The 16,117-nt window shown below is 70.3% G+C and carries 15 protein-coding genes; 13 read left to right on the forward strand and 2 right to left on the reverse strand.

The genetic code is table 11. The features are described 5' to 3' along the window. Positions 1-14: 14 nt before the first annotated feature. The 5 genes from QCZ28_RS17905 to QCZ28_RS17925 all read left to right on the forward strand — a co-directional run bounded on the left by QCZ28_RS17905 (position 15) and on the right by QCZ28_RS17925 (position 5,352). The gene (locus QCZ28_RS17905) at positions 15-1,370 is read left to right on the forward strand and encodes an NtaA/DmoA family FMN-dependent monooxygenase (protein WP_279517708.1); all 1,356 of its coding nucleotides are present in this window, start codon (positions 15-17) and stop codon (positions 1,368-1,370) included. Continuing rightward, positions 1,367-1,882, forward strand: coding sequence for a GNAT family N-acetyltransferase (locus tag QCZ28_RS17910; protein ID WP_279517709.1), 516 nt, complete (start codon positions 1,367-1,369; stop codon positions 1,880-1,882). The genes QCZ28_RS17905 and QCZ28_RS17910 overlap by 4 nt, the downstream gene beginning before the upstream one ends. Then, positions 1,879-2,946, forward strand: coding sequence for an LLM class flavin-dependent oxidoreductase (locus tag QCZ28_RS17915; RefSeq protein ID WP_279517710.1), 1,068 nt, complete (start codon positions 1,879-1,881; stop codon positions 2,944-2,946). The genes QCZ28_RS17910 and QCZ28_RS17915 overlap by 4 nt, the downstream gene beginning before the upstream one ends. Before the next feature lie 19 nt (positions 2,947-2,965). Beyond that, complete coding sequence (locus QCZ28_RS17920; RefSeq protein WP_279517711.1) at positions 2,966-4,093, forward strand: LLM class flavin-dependent oxidoreductase; 1,128 nt, start codon at positions 2,966-2,968, stop codon at positions 4,091-4,093. A 134-nt stretch (positions 4,094-4,227) separates the two neighbouring features. Beyond that, the gene (locus QCZ28_RS17925; RefSeq protein WP_279517712.1) at positions 4,228-5,352 is read left to right on the forward strand and encodes an IS630 family transposase; all 1,125 of its coding nucleotides are present in this window, start codon (positions 4,228-4,230) and stop codon (positions 5,350-5,352) included. Between the two features lie 442 nt (positions 5,353-5,794). Here QCZ28_RS17925 and QCZ28_RS17930 read toward each other — a convergent pair whose 3' ends face one another. Further along, on the reverse strand, positions 5,795-6,448 hold the full coding sequence (locus QCZ28_RS17930; protein WP_279517713.1) for an NAD(P)-binding domain-containing protein: 654 nt from the start codon (positions 6,446-6,448) through the stop codon (positions 5,795-5,797). A gap of 154 nt (positions 6,449-6,602) precedes the next feature. On the opposite strand from QCZ28_RS17930, the gene QCZ28_RS17935 reads away from it, so the two are divergent. After that, positions 6,603-7,001 carry a helix-turn-helix domain-containing protein gene (locus QCZ28_RS17935; RefSeq protein ID WP_279517714.1) on the forward strand — a complete coding sequence of 133 codons (399 nt, stop codon included), beginning with the start codon at positions 6,603-6,605 and terminating at the stop codon, positions 6,999-7,001. Here QCZ28_RS17935 and QCZ28_RS17940 read toward each other — a convergent pair. Continuing rightward, on the reverse strand, positions 6,889-7,746 hold the full coding sequence (locus QCZ28_RS17940) for an alpha/beta hydrolase (RefSeq protein WP_279517715.1): 858 nt from the start codon (positions 7,744-7,746) through the stop codon (positions 6,889-6,891). The two genes, QCZ28_RS17935 and QCZ28_RS17940, sit on opposite strands and share 113 nt — an antisense overlap. 400 nt (positions 7,747-8,146) lie before the next feature. On the opposite strand from QCZ28_RS17940, the gene QCZ28_RS17945 reads away from it, so the two are divergent. The 7 genes from QCZ28_RS17945 (at position 8,147) to QCZ28_RS17975 (ending at position 16,021) form a co-directional block, all read left to right on the forward strand. Then, positions 8,147-9,436: an MFS transporter gene (locus QCZ28_RS17945; RefSeq protein WP_279517716.1), complete on the forward strand. Its 1,290-nt coding sequence runs from the start codon at positions 8,147-8,149 to the stop codon at positions 9,434-9,436. 274 nt (positions 9,437-9,710) lie between these two features. Further along, the gene (locus QCZ28_RS17950) at positions 9,711-10,892 is read left to right on the forward strand and encodes a condensation domain-containing protein (protein ID WP_279517717.1); all 1,182 of its coding nucleotides are present in this window, start codon (positions 9,711-9,713) and stop codon (positions 10,890-10,892) included. Continuing rightward, positions 10,889-12,220, forward strand: a complete 1,332-nt coding sequence (locus QCZ28_RS17955) for an MFS transporter (protein ID WP_279517718.1) — start codon at positions 10,889-10,891, stop codon at positions 12,218-12,220. The genes QCZ28_RS17950 and QCZ28_RS17955 overlap by 4 nt, the downstream gene beginning before the upstream one ends. Beyond that, positions 12,213-13,310 (forward strand): hypothetical protein, encoded by a 1,098-nt coding sequence (locus tag QCZ28_RS17960; RefSeq protein ID WP_279517719.1) that lies wholly within the window; start codon positions 12,213-12,215, stop codon positions 13,308-13,310. The genes QCZ28_RS17955 and QCZ28_RS17960 overlap by 8 nt, the downstream gene beginning before the upstream one ends. Further along, a complete protein-coding gene (locus QCZ28_RS17965) occupies positions 13,288-13,518 on the forward strand; it encodes a phosphopantetheine-binding protein (RefSeq protein ID WP_110568593.1) in 231 nt (76 codons plus the stop codon). Before QCZ28_RS17960 ends, QCZ28_RS17965 begins: the two co-directional genes overlap by 23 nt. Continuing rightward, positions 13,515-14,723, forward strand: a complete 1,209-nt coding sequence (locus tag QCZ28_RS17970) for a cytochrome P450 (protein ID WP_279517720.1) — start codon at positions 13,515-13,517, stop codon at positions 14,721-14,723. Before QCZ28_RS17965 ends, QCZ28_RS17970 begins: the two co-directional genes overlap by 4 nt. After that, positions 14,720-16,021, forward strand: a complete 1,302-nt coding sequence (locus QCZ28_RS17975; RefSeq protein ID WP_279517721.1) for an amino acid adenylation domain-containing protein — start codon at positions 14,720-14,722, stop codon at positions 16,019-16,021. The genes QCZ28_RS17970 and QCZ28_RS17975 overlap by 4 nt, the downstream gene beginning before the upstream one ends. The last annotated feature ends 96 nt before the right edge of the window (positions 16,022-16,117 follow it).

Consider the following 16,117-nt stretch of genomic DNA (forward strand, 5'->3'; position numbering starts at 1 on the left):
ACCTGGAGACCGCCATGCCCAAGCAGATCATCCTGGCCGCGCACTTCCCCGGCGTGAACAACACGACGGTGTGGAGCGACCCCGACTCCGGGAGCCACATCGACTTCTCCTCGTTCGTCCACCTGGCCCGCACCGCCGAGCGCGGCAAGTTCGACTTCTTCTTCCTCGCCGAAGGGCTGCGCCTGCGCGAGCAGCGCGGGCGCATCCACGACCTGGACGTGGTGGGCCGTCCGGACACGTTGACCCTGCTGGCCGCCCTCGCGAGCGTCACCAGCCACCTGGGGCTCGCCGGCACCCTGAACACCACCTTCCGCGAGCCGTACGAGCTGGCCCGCCAACTGGCCAGCCTCGACCACCTCTCCGGTGGTCGCGCCGCCTGGAACGTCGTGACCACCTCCGACGCGTTCACCGGGGAGAACTTCCGCCGGGGCGGTTACCTCGACCGTTCCCTGCGCTACGAGCGGGCCGCCGAGTTCCTCCGGACCGCCCGCGAGTTGTGGGAGTCCTGGCCGGCGGAGGCGATCGTGGGGGACCGCGACGGCGGCCGGTACGTGACGGAGGCGGACCCCGGCGCGTTCGCCCACCACGGCGACCAGTTCGACATCGCCGGGCACTTCACCGTGCCGCGCAGCCCGCAGGTGCACCCGGTGATCCTTCAGGCCGGCGACTCGCCTGACGGACGGGAGTTCGCGGCGTCCAGCGCCGACGCGATCTTTTCCCGGCACGGCACGCTGGAGGACGGCCAGGAGTTCTACCGGGACGTCAAGTCCCGGCTCGCTCGACACGGCCGCCACCCCGACGACCTGAAGATCATCCCCGGGGTCACCTTCGTGCTCGGCGACACCGACGCCGAGGCGCAGGAACGCGCCCACCACATCCGCCGCCAGCAGGTCAGCCCGCAGACCGCGATCCTGCTGCTGGAACAGCTGTGGAACCGGGATCTGTCCGCGTACGACCCGGAGGGCCCGTTGCCCGTCGAGGATCCGGACGTGAGCGCCGACGCGATCAGCCGAGGCCGGGCCGGCATGTACCCGGACCCGGTCGGCACCGCCCGCCGGTGGCGCGCCCTGGCCGAGGAGAAGGGCCTCGGCATCCGTGACCTGATCATCGAGGTCACCGGTCGGCAGTCCTTCATCGGCACCCCCCGACGGATCGCCGACCGGATGAACCACTTCGTCCAGTCCGACGCCGCCGACGGATTCATCCTGGTGCCACACCTGACCCCTGGCGGTCTCGACCAGTTCGTCGACCAGGTCGTCCCGCTGCTGCAGGAACGCGGCGTCTTCCGCACCGAGTACACCGGCACCACCCTGCGCGACCACCTCGGTCTCGGCCCCGCCCGCCCGGTCGGCCGCGTCGGTGCGGCGTGACCACGCTCGTCACGGTCTGCCGCCGGCGGTGGGACGACACCGACGCCGTCGCCCTGCGGGCCGCCATGACCGCCGAACTGCGCCACCGGTACGCCGACCGCCCCGACGACCCGATCCACCTGCCCACGGCCCAGGTGCTCAGCCCGGGCTCGGTCGCGTGGACGGGCGTGGCGTACACGGCCGACGCCACGCCGGTGGGGCACGCCGCCCTGCGGTGGCAGGGTCCCGACCTGGAGCTCAAGCGGATGTACGTACCGCCCGCTCATCGGCGGCGCGGCATCGCCGGGAGTCTGCTCGACGCGGCCCGGGAGGCCGCCGGTCAGCTCGGCGCGGTACGGATCGTGCTACAGACCGGCGACCGCCAACCCGACGCGATCCGCCGCTACGAGCAGGCGGGTTACCAGCCGATCCCGGTCTTCGCCCCGTACGACACCCTGCCGTACTCGCGCTGCTTGGCCCTGACGGTGCGCCCGACCCTGACCCTGCCACCGAAAGTGACGGTCCCCGCATGAAGTTCCTGCTGATCACCCTGATCACGCATCTGCCCGACCCGGTCACTGGTGAGCGCCGCACCACCACCGAGAGGTTCCGGGAGGTGGTCGGCACGGCTGTCCTCGCCGAGGAACTCGGTTTCGACGGTTACGGCGTCGGCGAGCGGCACGAACGGCCGTTCATCTCCTCCTCGCCTCCGGTGGTGCTGAGCCACATCGCGGCCCGGACGTCCACCATCCGGCTCTTCACCGCCGTCACGACGCTCAGCCTGCTCGACCCGGTCCGCGCGTACGAGGACTACGCCACCCTCGACCACCTCTCCGGCGGCCGACTCGAACTGATCATCGGCAAGGGTAACGGCGCCGCGCAGGCCCAACTGTTCCACGTCACGGCCGAGGACCAGTGGGACCGAAACCGGGAGGGCTACGAGCTGTTCCGTCGGCTCTGGCGAGAGGACCGGGTCACCTGGTCGGGGACGTACCGGCCGTCGCTGACCGAAGCCGAGACCTGGCCGCGCCCGCTGCAACAGCCCATCCGTGTCTGGCACGGCAGCGCCACCAGCCGGGAGTCGGTCGACCTGGCCGCCCGCTATGGCGACCCGCTCTTCTCCGCGAACGTCACCAACCCCATCGGGCCGTACGCCGAACTCATCCGCCACTACCGGGACCGCTGGGTCCACTACGGCCACGACCCGGCCGACGCCCTGGTCGGCGCCGGTTCGGCCGGCTTCTACGTGGCGCGTACCTCCCAGGAGGCGATCGAGCGGTACCGGCCGATCTTCGACGCCCGGGTCGCCGCGTTCCAGCGGCTCGGCGTACCGACGGTCTTTCCCACTCTGGAGGACGCCATCGAGCGCAGCTCGATCCTGGTCGGCAGCCCGCAGCAGATCGTCGACAAGGTGCTGCGCTATCACGCGGAGTTCGGCCACGAGGTCATGCACCTTCAGGCCGATCACGACGGGCTGACCGACAAGCAGCACCGAGAGAGCCTGGAGCTGTTCCAGGCCGAGGTGGCGCCGGTGCTGCGTCGAGAGATACCAAGTCGCCCCTTCGCACCGGCGGTGACCGCCGCGCCGGCGGTCTGAGAGAGACGGGAAACCCACCATGCCATCCACGCCACTGTCCGTCCTCGACCTGTCGCCGGTGCCCGCCGGCGGCACCGTCGCCGACGCCCTGCGCAACACCGTCGACCTGGCCCGCCGGGTCGAACAATCCGGCTACCAGCGCTACTGGTTGGCCGAACACCACCTCGCCGCGGGTGTCGCCAGTTCGGCACCGGCGGTGCTCATCGGGCAGGTCGCCGCGGCCACCAGCGCCATCCGCGTCGGCTCCGGCGCCGTCCAGGTCGGTCACCGCACCGCCCTGTCGGTGGTCGAGGAGTTCGGCACCCTGGCTGCGCTCTACCCCAGGCGGATCGACCTTGGACTCGGCCGGTCCGGGCAACGCCGGGTCGAGGCGGCACGGGCCGTCACCGCCCCCGCCGACCCGCCACGGGTCGAGGCCCGCGTCGTCGACGGACTGCTGATCCCGCCGCCCTTCTCCTACGCCAGCGTGCTCGCCTCACCGCGCTTCGCGCTGGCCAGCGCGCTGCTGCACCAACCGGGCGCGCAGCCGCCGGCCTTCGCCGACCAGGTGGCCGATGTCCTGGCCCTGCTGCGCGGCGACTACACCGACGAAAACGGTCTGGACGCGCACGCCGTGCCGGGGGAGGGCAGCGACCTCTCGGTGTGGCTGCTGGGCAGCAGCGGCGGCGAGAGCGCCCAACTCGCCGGCGCGCTCGGTCTGCCGTTCGCCGCGAACTACCACGTCAGCCCCTCGTCGGTGCTCGATGCCGTGACCGCCTACCGGGCCGCGTTCCGGCCCTCGTCGGTGCTGGCCCAGCCGTACGTGGTGGTCTCCGCCGACGTGGTCGTCGCCGACACCGATGAGACGGCGCGTCGGCTCGCCGCGCCGTACGGGCCCTGGGTACGCAGCATCCGCAGCGGTGGGGGCGCGATCCCGTTTCCACGCCCGGAGCAGGCCGCCGCGCTGCCGTGGACCGACGAGGACCGTGAACTCGTCGCCGACCGGGTGGACACCCAGTTCGTCGGGTCGCCCGGCACGGTCGTCGAGCGGCTGCGCGTCCTGCGGGACGTCACCGCCGCCGACGAACTGCTGATCACCACGATCACCCACGCGCACGGCGACCGGGTCGGCTCGTACGAGCTGCTCGCAAAGGAGTGGCGCGACTGACGACGTCCGACGTCGACTTGCACCCTGTGCGCTGTGTCGGGGCGCTAGTGCTGTGACCGGAAACGTTGGCCGGGTTGGGTGACACGCCGGTCAATGGTTGTGGTGGTGGCTGGTGGAGGGTTCAGGCTGTCGGGATGGCAGAACCTGTCCGGGCTCGTCGGCTCAGTGATGACGAGGGCCGGCGACTACAGCAGATCGTGCGGCGTGGGACCGGGTCTCCGATCCGGTTGCGCCGGGCGATGGTGATCATGGCTTCGGCCAGTGGGAACACCGTCGCGGCAATCGCCCGCCTGGTGCAGGGGGACGAGGACGCGGTCCGTGAGGTGATCCACCGGTTCAACGACATGGGCCTGGCCTGCCTGGACCCTCGGTGGGCGGGTGGCCGTCCCCGCCGAATCAGTGAAGACGACGAAGCGTTCATCGTCGCGACGGCCAAGACCAGACCGCAAGCGCTCGGCCAGCCGTTCACCCGGTGGAGCCTGCGCAAACTCGCGGACTACCTGGCTCACAACCACGGCCCGCGTCGGGTGCTCGTGGGCCGGGAACGGCTGCGGGAGTTCCTGCACCGCCACGACATCACCTTCCAGCGGACGAAGACGTGGAAGGAGACCAACGACCCGAACGCTGAGGCGAAACTCGCCCGGATCGAGGCGGTGACCACGGCGTTCCCGGACCGGGTCTTCGCCTTCGACGAGTTCGGTCCGCTGACGATCCGGCCACACGCTGGAGCGTCCTGGACTCGGGCCGGGTATCCGGACCGGCTCCCGGGTAACTACCACAAGCTGCACGGGGTCCGGCAGTTCCACGCCTGCTACAGCGTCGGCGACGACACCCTCTGGGGTGTCGTGCGCCGGCGAAAGTCCGCGGCTAACACCCTGGCAGCGCTCAAGAGCATCCGGGCCGCCCGCCCTGACGGCGCGCCGGTCTACGTCATCCTGGACAACCTCTCCGCGCATCGCGGCGTCACGATCCGGCAGTGGGCGGCCCGGAACCGGGTCGAGTTGTGCTTCACCCCGACGTACTCGTCGTGGGCGAACCCGATCGAGGCGCACTTCGGACCGCTGCGGATGTTCGTCGTGGCCGGGTCGAACCATCCCAACCATCCCGCCGCGACCCAAGCCCTGCACAACTACCTGCGCTGGCGCAACGCCAACGCCCGTCACCCCGACGTCCTCGCCGCCCAACGCCGCGAACGAGCCCGGATCCGCTCCGAACGACAACGCCGCTGGGGACAGACCCCCGCCAAGACGGCGGCCTGAAACCGGCCAACGTTTCCGGTCACAGCACTAGGCGGCGCTGGCCGCTCGATATCGTGGCCGTTGGCACCAAGCCTGGAGGCGCCTGAGCGAGGCCTGCGATGCTCAGCCTGTCGGAGCCGCGAGATGCCACTCCGTCACTCGTGAAACACGATGAAAACCTCGGATTGGACTGCCCTCGCTGGTCTTGCCTTGACCGTGGTCGGCATCGGCTTCCGATGTGGACAACGTGCGTGGCCGGTACGTCAGGAGCTACACCAAAAGCCGTAAGCGTGTGCGCGAGCACCAGGCGAAGCTGAGCCCGGACGCCTGGACTAGGACTGATTAGGCCTGGCAGCGGCACGACGTCCCGTTGCTAACTAGCGACGGCTGGATCCCTTCCATCCCGGTCGGCCTTGATCGCGTTTGGCTCATATGGCTCGAGCGCTTCGACGAAGGGCTTGACTTATCGTGCGATGGCTAGGCCGAACGGGACTGGTCCAAGAGCGGTGACAAGGTGGCGAACCATCAGGACAAAGCTCTCCGGCCATCTGGCGGTAACCACGTCGCCGAGGTCGATGATCCACTCTCGCGGCCACCCGAGGTCGAAGAGTAGATCGGCGACGACGTCCTTGGCCTCGGGGTCGTTGCCGGACAGGAACGCCGAGAGCGGCATCGGTAGGCTCGTTGGGTTGGCCATCAGGGGCGCTGGCCCGACCGTGTTCAGAGTCTTGACGACCTTCGTCTGGGGCAGTGTGTATTGGATCTGCTCGGCCAGGCTGCTCGTGGGGTAGAGCAGCGATTTGGCGAAGCCGTCAGGGCCCTGCTCGACGGCGTTGGCGATGTCGACGAGAACCTTGCCGGACAGCGCTGGGCCCAGACCTCGAAGCACGTTGAGTGACACGGCGCCAGGTAGACCGTTGATCACGACGTCGCCCGACTGGGCGGCGTCGGAGACATCGGTGACGGACACGTTGACGTCGCGTACCCGAGCCCACTCCGATACTGCCGAACCTCGCGGATCCCTGGATCCGATGATGATCTTATGCCCAGAGTCCTTCAATTTGTCGGCGAGCGCCCGGGCCACGTTTCCGGATCCGAGGATCGCGATGGCGGTCATGGTCTGACTCCTTCACGTTCATGTGGTGGTACTCGCTTTACGCCGGCCTGGGATCGGCGGCGCGACTGATCGAGCCGCCTCGGACAAAGCTAGAGCCGCTACCGTTGATCAGGCAGTACGCACTTCAAAGTGCCCAACGCACCCGGGGGATGCCATGGCGACTCATACCGCTGCTTACCGACGTGAGCAGGCCCGAGCTGCGTACCTCGCTCGCCTTGCGAACTGCCCGACGCACCGGCTGCTCGACCGCATCGGCGATAAATGGGTCAGTCTGGTGCTGAAGGAACTCGCCGACGGCCCGCGCCGCTACGGGGACCTGGCGCGCGCCATCGCCGGGGTTACGCAGAAGATGCTGACTCAGACCCTGCGCCTCCTCGAACGTGACGGATTGGTGTCGCGGGTGGTCACCGCTTCAGTGCCCACACGTGTCGACTACCGGCTCACGCCGCTCGGGGAGAGCTTGCTGCCTGTGATGCACGTGGTGACGCAGTGGGCTGAAGAACACATCGATGAGATCGACGCCGCGCGTCGCTCGTCTGGCGCGGGTAGCTAGTGGACGGTGGCGCGGGCGGCTGTGTCGATAGGTCGGCGACCGGGCCGGGTTGAGAGACTGCCACGGCGTGGGACGCGTCGATCTCGACCGTCGTCGACCCGGCCCGCTTGGCCAGGAAGCGCTGCAGGTCCGGCGGAATGCCCTTGTCCTGGGTGGTGATCAGGGTCCATGACGGGATCGTCTTCCAGGCAACCTTGGTCACGCTCTCGGTCTGGGCCGCTTCAGTGGCCGGCCGCTGCGTTACCGCCATCAGCTCAGCGGTGTCGGGGTCGACGTCGGCGGCGAACACCGCCGGGAACTGGTCCTGGTCGACGTACTGCTCCATGGTCGTGCCGCCGTCGTCGAGAGGAATCGGCACCATCTTGACGGAGGTGAGGAGCGCACTTCCCGGGAACTTGGTGATCAAGTCGGCCGCGCTCTCGCCAACGTCCGGGCTCAAGCTGGCGACGTACACCAGAGCCTTGACGTTGGGGGCGCCCTCCGCAGCCTCGGTCATCACCGCTCCGCCGTACGAATGAGCCGCCATCACGACCGGGCCGGACACCGAGTCCACAACGGCCCGAGCGTAGGCAGCGTCCTTCTGCACGCCGCGGAGCGGGTTCGCGACGGCAATGACCGGGTAGCCTCGACGTTTGAGGTTGGCGATCACCCCATTCCAACTCGATGAGTCGGCGAAAGCGCCGTGGATGAGTACGACGGTTGGCATTCCTGCCTCCTGGGCAGACTTGTCAGAAGCGGCGTTCATCTGTCGGCTCCTTTCAAAGGGCCCCACTATCCGCTGAAGGTGGTAGCGCAGGCCGGACGACGAGGATGTTTGGTGGCGTCTTCGATGGCAGCCGCGGAACAGCCCGCAATTGCCGACGGAACGTCGCAATTGACGGTGACCGGACCAACCAGCGGGTGCTGGAAGGTCTTACGCAGGGTGTGCTCGGCGCCCACCTCGTGAGGCCCACAGCCGGGCGAAATCCTCGCTTCCGGCGAGGAGCTCGGCCACCGCCGACGACGCGCGACACCGTCCCGTCAGCCGTCCGAACTCGTTCCGAACGGATCCGAACGCCTGGTCGCTGCCCTGACCACGCCAGCGCGGCTACGGTCTGGGCCGAGCGCCCTGACGACAGCGGGCGCTGGGACCTGACGGGGGCGAAGTGTCCGAGCGCGCCGCGACGTATGCCGAGGTGTTCGCGGTGCGCGAATACCGCCACCTGTTCGGGGCGTACCTGCTGTCTCTGGCCGGTGACCAGCTCACGGCCGTGACCGTGGCGTACCTGATCTTCACCGAGACCGGCTCCGCCGCCCTGGCCGCGGCCGGCTACGCGAGTTCCTACCTCGCCTGGCTCACCGGCGGACCGCTGCTGACCGGCCTCGCCGACCGGTTCCCCCGGCGAACCGTCATGATCGCGTGCGACCTTGGCCGCGCGGCGCTCATCCCGCTGGCGGCGCTGCCGGCCCTCCCCGCGCCGGCCCTGGTGGTGCTCCTCTTCGTGGTCAACCTGATGCGGCCACCGTTCGTGGCGGCACGGGCGGCGCTGATGCCGGAAGTGCTCGACGGTGACCGCTACGCCGTGGCCAATGGCGTGGACAACATCTGCGCCCAGGTCGTGCAGGTGGTCGGCTTCGCCGTCGGGGGGAGTCTGGTGGCGTTGCTGTCGCTGCGCGGCGCCCTGCTGGTGGATGCCGGCACGTTCCTCATCTCCGCCCTGCTGATCACGATCGGCGTACGGTCCCGGCCCGCGCCCCGACCGCCATCGCGCCCGACCCGCCGTGGCCGGGCGATCGGTCTGCGGGTGATCTTCACCGATACCCGGCTGCGGTCCTACGTGCTCGTCCTCTGGACGGCCAGCGCCTTCACCTACGCCGCCGAAGGGCTGATGGCACCGTTGGCCCGGCAGTACGGCGGTGGCGCCGGCATCGTCGGCCTGTTGCTCGCGGCGGCGCCGTTGGGGATGGCCGTCGGCGGAGTCGCCCTCACCCGGTTCTGCCCACCGGCGGCCCGGCCACGACTCATTCTGCCCCTGGCCACGGTGTCGAGCGGGGTGCTGACGGTGGCCTGGCTGGTGCCTCCGCTGTGGCTGATGCTGCTGCTGTTGGTGCTGGCCGGCGCGGCGAGTGCTTTCGCGATCCCGCTCAACGCGTTGTTCGGCCGGGCGGTGCCGACGGAGTACCGGGGACGCGCGTTCGGGGTGGCCATCACCGGCCTCAGTGGGCTCCAGGGTGCGGCGATGGTCCTGGCGGGTCTGGCCGCCGACCGTTTGTCGGCCACCACGGTGATCGGGTTCAGCGGACTGTCCGGCGCGGTGGCGGTCCTCGCCTTCGTACCGCGGTGGCCGCGGCAGCCTGCCTCCACGCCGGTGACGTTCGAGTCTCCGGTCGAACAGGTCCGAACGACTTCGAACGCCGACAGCCCTACCGCCGAAGCGAGCGGCGGCCGACGCTGAGATCACCTGGCGGGCACGGGGGCCGCCACCTACAGGAGAGGGGAAGCGCATGCGCAACGTCCGCAACCGTGGCATCAGCTGGACCTGACCGTGACGCTCCATTTCCTTTGGAGCGCCTCCGGAGCCATCTGATGGCCGGAGGAGACCGACCCTTGGGCCGAGAGGAGGTGGGGGCGATGCGTAAGGGCGACTGCACCATCTGAGTTCCGTGTGAAGCGCGGTGGGTGGCCGCCGGCCGGCGACCACCCACCCACCCCTCGACGCTGGAGAAGCCATGCACAATCCGGGTGACCACCCGCTCACCATGGGTCAACTCTCGATGTGGCGAGCCCTCTCGGTACGGCCGCCGGAGCAGCTGTGGGAATCCAACATGGACTTCGTCTGGTCGACTCCGCCCGGGACCTCCGAGGAGCAGGTGCGGCAGGCGCTCACCGCGCTGGCCGTGCGGCACGAGTCGCTGCGCACCGTGTACCGCGCGGCGGATGATCTCGGCGGCGTGCGGCAGGTGGTCCTGCGCGACCCGATCGTGCGGTTCGGCGAGGCGTCCGTGCGTGACCCGTTCGACCTGGCCGCCGCGCCGGCGTGGCGGGCCTGGGTGCGCACCCCCGACGACTGTGGATCACCTCAGGTCCACGTGCTGATCCACCACCTCGCGGCCGATGGCGCGGCGGTGCGGATCCTCGAGTCCGACTTTCACGCACTGCTGCGCGGTGAGCGCCCGGCCGACGCCCCCGCGCCGCGCGAGGTGGCCGAACGCCAACGCGCCGACGCCTTCCGGGCCAGGCTGGTCGCGGCCGGCGAATACCGCCGCCGGATCGAAGCCGCCGCCCCACGGGTGCCGGTGTCCCGGGGTCCGCTGGTACGGGCGTGCGCACACACCGGTATCCCGTACGGCGCGGTTCGTGACGCGGCGCGGCAGCTGCGGGTCACCCTGCCCGCCCTGCTGCTCACCGTGTACGCGCAGGCGTTGGCCGCAACCACCGGCCGACCCGATCAACTGCTGTGGCAGATGTCCTCGAACCGGATGGACCCCACGGCGCGGCGCCTGGTGTCCTCCATGACCCAGTGGGTGCCCATGCTGGTCGAGTGCGGCACCGACGGGCCGCTGCGCCCGCTGGCCCGTGACATCAACGTCGCGGCGGTGCGCTCTCTGCAGCACGGTGTGTACGACCCGTACGCCGTCGAGGCCATGGACTTCGACCACGGCAGCTTCTTCACCTGCATCCCGGCGCCGGCCGATGCCGCTTTCGACCCCGCGCCGCCGGAGCCCCGGCGGATCGAGTTCCTCGCTCCCCGGGCGTACAGCGGAGCAAGTTTCTACGTGCTGGCGCACGTGTACCCGTCCGTGCAGCTCACCATGCGGGTGATGCGCAGCGGGTACGGGCGCGACGAGGTGGAACGCTTCCTGGGCACCATGACCGACCTGTTGCTGCGCGCGGTCAAGGACGCGGCATGAGCAACGGTCTGTGGCGACACCGCAACTTCATGGTGTTGTGGTCGGGCCGGACCCTCAGCGAGGTCGGCGATGCGGTCTCGCTGCTGGCCATCCCGCTGCTGGCCGTCACCGTGCTGGACGCCTCCGCCGTGGAGGTCGGTGTCCTCAGCGCCACCCGGATGGTGGCCTACCTGTTCCTGTCCCTGCCCGCCGGGGTGTGGGTGGACCGGATGCGCAAGCGCCGGGTCATGGTGGTCTGTCACCTGGTACGAGCCGGACTGGTCGCCACCGTCGCCGTCGGCGCGTGGGCCGGCTGGGTCACGATGGCGCACCTGTGGACCGTGGCGTTGCTGGCCAGCGTCTGCACCGTGTTGTACGAGACCGCGCACCAGAGTTTCCTGCCGTCGATCGTCACCAAGGACCAGTTGCTCGACGCCAACGGCAAGCTGACGACCACGTACTCGGTCTCGCAGATCGCCGGCTACGGCGTGGGCGGCGTGCTGGTGTCGGCGCTGGGCGTGGCACGCACCGTGGGCGTCGACGCGCTCGCCTACGTGGTGAACGCCATGGCCCTCCTACTGATCCGGGGCGCCGATGAGTCGCCGACGGTGGCGCGGCGTCGGGACTTCCGCCGCGAGTTGGGCGACGGCCTGTCCTTCGTGTTCCGCCACCCGGTCATGCCCCGACTGGTGGCGGCCTCGGCCTCGTTCAACCTGTTCAGTCAGATGATCTTCGCGTTGGCGGTCCTGTACCTGGTGCGCGACCTGCGGCTGAGCGAAAGCATGGTCGGTGTGGTGCTGGGGCTGACCACGCTGGGCGGGATCGTCGGCGGTCTGACGTCCGCACGGCTGGCGCGCCTGGTGGGCACGTCCCGGATCATCTGGATCGCCCCGCTGGGGATCGGCTGGACGGTGCTGCTCGTACCGGCCGCCCAGCCCGGCTGGGGTCCGGCCGCGTACACGCTCGGCATGGCCGGAATGGGGATGGTGTTCGCCATCTACAACTCGGCGGCGGTCAGCTACCGACAGCGGGTCTGCCCGCCGGATCTGCTGGGGCGGATGACCGCATCGGTCCGCTTCGTGATCTTCGGGGTGATGCCGGTGGGTGCCCTGGCGGGTGGGCTGCTGGGCAACTGGCTGGGGGTGCGACCGACGCTGTGGATCGCGGCCGTCGGAGTGTGGGCGTCCGGCCTGCTGCTCTACTTCTCGCCGCTGCGGCGGCGGCGTGACCTGCCCGACGAGGCCGATGAGCCAGCCGGCGGGCAGCCGACGACGAGCTTCCCGGCGCCGCGTGAGCGGGCGCCGGTCGACCCGGCCGGCACGGCCATCGGAGGTGTACGAGGTGCATGACCAGCCGTTCGGCCAGCGCATTCTCTCCTGGACGGGCGGGCCGGCGAACCCCGACCGGTTCGTCGCTCTGGGCGGGTTCCGACTGCCCGCGGAACCCGACCCGGCCGCCCTGCGGCACACCCTCGACGCGATCCTGGCCCGGCACCCCGTGCTGGGTGCGGGGCCGGTCCCGCTGCGCACGGTCGACGACGTGTGGGCCGCCGCCGCCGCCGGCCACTACTCGCCCGACGCGAAATGCCTGCTCTGGGCGTACCTGGCCGGTCGGGAGTTGCTGCTCGTGGCGCACCACAACGTGTCCGACCCCTGGTCGATGCGGCTGCTGCTGCGCGAGGTGCTGAAGCCGGGGACCGGGCCGGCCCCCTCTTACCACGCCAGCACGTCGACTCCGGCGCCCAAGCGGGTCAACCGGTCCGTGCCGTTCTGGCGGGAGATGCTCGCCGACGTACCGGCCCTGGTCCCGGGCCAGGGCTCCGGCGACGACGGGGGCACGGCCGAGATCAGAACGCCGAGCGGCATCACCCAGCAGCAGGCGGCCGAGGTCGCCCGGAGCGTGCGCAGCACCCCGTTCGTCGTCCTGCTCACCGCGTTCGCACAGGCCCTCGGCCCGCTCAGCCCCGGCGAGGCCGTCGTCCCCGTGCTGACGCACGGCCGGCAGCGCTCCGACTGGGACACCGTGGGGCTGTACATGAACGCACTGCCGGTACGGCTCCGCACGCCGACGGTGGGCGCGGTGCACCGCGCGTTTGCCGAGGCGTACGCGCACGAGATCCCGTTCCCGGTGCTGCTGGACGCGGTGCCGCAGGCCGACGCGCTGTTCGCCGACGGCGGGCCGGGCCTGGCCCAGTTCGAGGTGATCCAGGTGCCGGAGGGCGCCGGGATCGAGCCGCTGACGATCCCGCCGGGGCTCGGGCTGGGCGGGCCGTTGCTGCCCGTGAACGGAATGACGTTCTGGCTCGAGCCGGGCGCGGGCGGCGCCTACACCACCTGCGTGCGCTACCGCCGCTCGCACCGGGAGGCCGACATGCAGGCGCTGGTCGGTCGATTCATCGACAGTTGGGAGGAGATCCGTGCAGACGCGCAGCGAGCTTGAGACGATGTTGACCCGGCTCTGGAGCGAGAAGTTGAACGTCACACCGGTGGGTGTCGACGACGACTTCTTCGCCCTCGGCGGCGATTCGTTGCTCGCCGCCGACCTGCTGATGGACCTCTACGATCAGCTCGGCGTCGAGGTCGACGCGGCGGTGCTGTTCCTCAAGCCGACTATCGCCGAGCTGGTCGATGAGGTGCTGGCCGCATGAGGACCCCGCCGTGTGGGTACGCCCGCCCTCCGGGGCGGGTCGACCTCGCCGACCCCGACCTGCATGGCGGCGGCGACCCCCACGCCGCGTGGCGGCTGCTGCGCCGGTGGGATCCGGTGAGCTGGCAACCGGTGCAGGACAGGTCAGGTTTCTGGGCGGTCACCCGCCACCGCGACGTCAGCACCGTCCTGGCCGACCATGCCCGGTTCACCTCCACCGGTGGCGTGGTGCTCACCATGCTCGGCCGGCCCGAACCGGCGCAGAACCAGCAGTTCGCGGCGAGCGACCCACCGCGGCACGGCCTCATCCGGGGGCCGCTGCAGCGGCAGCTGACCGCGCGGGCGGTAGCCCGACACGAGCCGGCCATCCGCTCCTTCGTCCGGGAGATGCTCGGCCCCGCCGACGGGCTCCTGGACTTCGCCTCGCTCACCTCTGCCCTGCCGATGGCCTTCCTGGGACCGCTGATGGGCATCCCGGCGGCGGACTGGCCCGCCCTGGCCCGCTGGGTGTCCATGTCGGTAGCCGAAGAGGACCCGGATGTCATGCTGCCGGGCGGGCCGTCCGCGACCCTCGACCGTGGACACCGGGAACTGTTCGCGTACCTGCTCGACCTGGTGATGTCGCACCGGCGGCGTCCGCGCGGCGACCTGGTGGACCTGCTGGGGGCGATGCCGCTGCGCGCAGGGGCGATCGTGGCCAACTGCTACAGCCTGCTGCTCGGCGCCAGTGCGGCCTTCCCACACGTGCCCCGCGCGGTCCTGGCCGAGCTGATTCGCACCGGGCGTTACGAGGACTGGGCCCGGCGACCCGAGCGGATCGGCCGCGCGGTGGAGGAGGCGCTACGGTTCACCTCACCGGCCGGGCACTTCATGCGACTGGCGACGAGCGACACCACCCTCGGCGGCGTCCGCGTCGCGGCGGGCGACGCCGTCGTGGTGTGGCTCGGGTCGGCAAACCGTGACGAGTCCGTTTTCCGCGATCCCGACACCCTCGACCCGGACCGTCACCCGAACCGGCACCTGGCCTTCGGGGAGGGGCGGCACTACTGCCTGGGGGCGGCGGTCGCCAGGCTGACGTTGCGCGTCTTCTTCGAGGAACTCTTCGCCACCTTCTCCTCCTTCGAATCGGCCGGCGAGGTCGAGCGCGTACGGTCGATCTGGTTGGGCGGGATCAAGCGGATGCCGGTCCAGGCCGGCCGGCGGTGATCCCCGACGCGCTGGCCAGCCAGCTGCGCTCACGCCGGGAGACGCTGGCCGTGGTGGATCCCGAGCAGTCCCTGACGTACTCCGATCTGGACGGCTTGAGCGGTGCGGTCGCCGCCCATCTCGCGCAGCAGGGGGTTGCCGTCGGAGAACCGGTCATCGTGCACACCCGGTTGTCCGGCTGGGCCATCGTGGCGATGCTCGGCGTACTGCGAGCGGGCGCGCGTTACGTGCCCATCGACACGGCGTTCCCCGCCGCCCGCCGCGAATTGATGGCCGCCGGCAGCGGTGCGCACGTCACGCTCACCGAGAAGCTGCTGGCGACGTTGCGTCCGGTCCGCTTCGACTGGCAGGACGGGCCGGACGCGTACACGCTGTTCACCAGCGGCTCGACCGGCGTGCCGAAGGCCGTCACGGTGACTCGGGCGGCGCTGAGCTACTCGACCGGGGCCCGGCTGGAGTACTACGGTCACCCACCCGAGCGGTTCATGCTGTGCTCGTCCATCTCCTTCGACAGCTCCGTGGCGGGCATCTACTGGACGCTGTGCACGGGAGGCACCCTGGTCATCCCGAGCGACCGCCCGTTCGACGTGCGGGCGATCGTCCGGGCCGGCGCCGCATACCGGCCCACCCACACGCTGATGGTGCCGTCCCTGTACCGCCTGGTGCTGCGTTCGCCGGTGCCCAGCCTGACAACCGTGATCGTGGCCGGCGAGAGCTGTCCGCCCGGCCTGGTCGACCTGCACCACGAGCGGATGCCCGCCGCGACGCTCTACAACGAGTACGGGCCCACCGAGTGCACCGTCTGGAGCACCGTGCACCGCTGCGCGGTGGGCGAGGACCCGGTGCCCATCGGCCGTCCGATCCCCGGCACGACGGTCTCGATCGACGACGGCGAGCTGTGCATCTCCTCGCCCGGCGTGGTGTCCGGTACGCCGACGTACCGCACCGGGGATCGGGTCAGCATGGGCGCCGACGGCCTGCTGCGGTACCACGGACGCGTTGACGAGCAGCTCAAAATTGGTGGGATGCGGATCGAGCCAGCCGAGATCGAGCACGCGCTGATGGCCCACCCGGCGGTGCTCCTCGCCGGCGTCGCCGTCCCCTACCGGGGGGTCGCGTACGTCGTCTGTGGCGAGCCGGTGGAGCAGAAAACCCTGCGTGCACATCTGCTCGACCGGCTGCCCGCCGTAGCCGTGCCCACCGTGTTCGAGCAGGTGGAGTCGCTGTCCAGACTGCCCAACGGCAAACTCGACAGGCGTGCCCTGAGTCGGTCCGAACCCCCTCGACATGACGGCTGAGCCCCGCGCGCCCGCGCACGTTTCCCGGTGATGGCCGCCTACGCGAGCACCGCCCGGATCGATGAGCTGAGTGCCACCGAGTACCGGCACCTCGAC

It is taken from the genome of Micromonospora sp. DH14 (assembly GCF_029809455.1).
Lineage (GTDB): Bacteria > Actinomycetota > Actinomycetes > Mycobacteriales > Micromonosporaceae > Micromonospora > Micromonospora parva.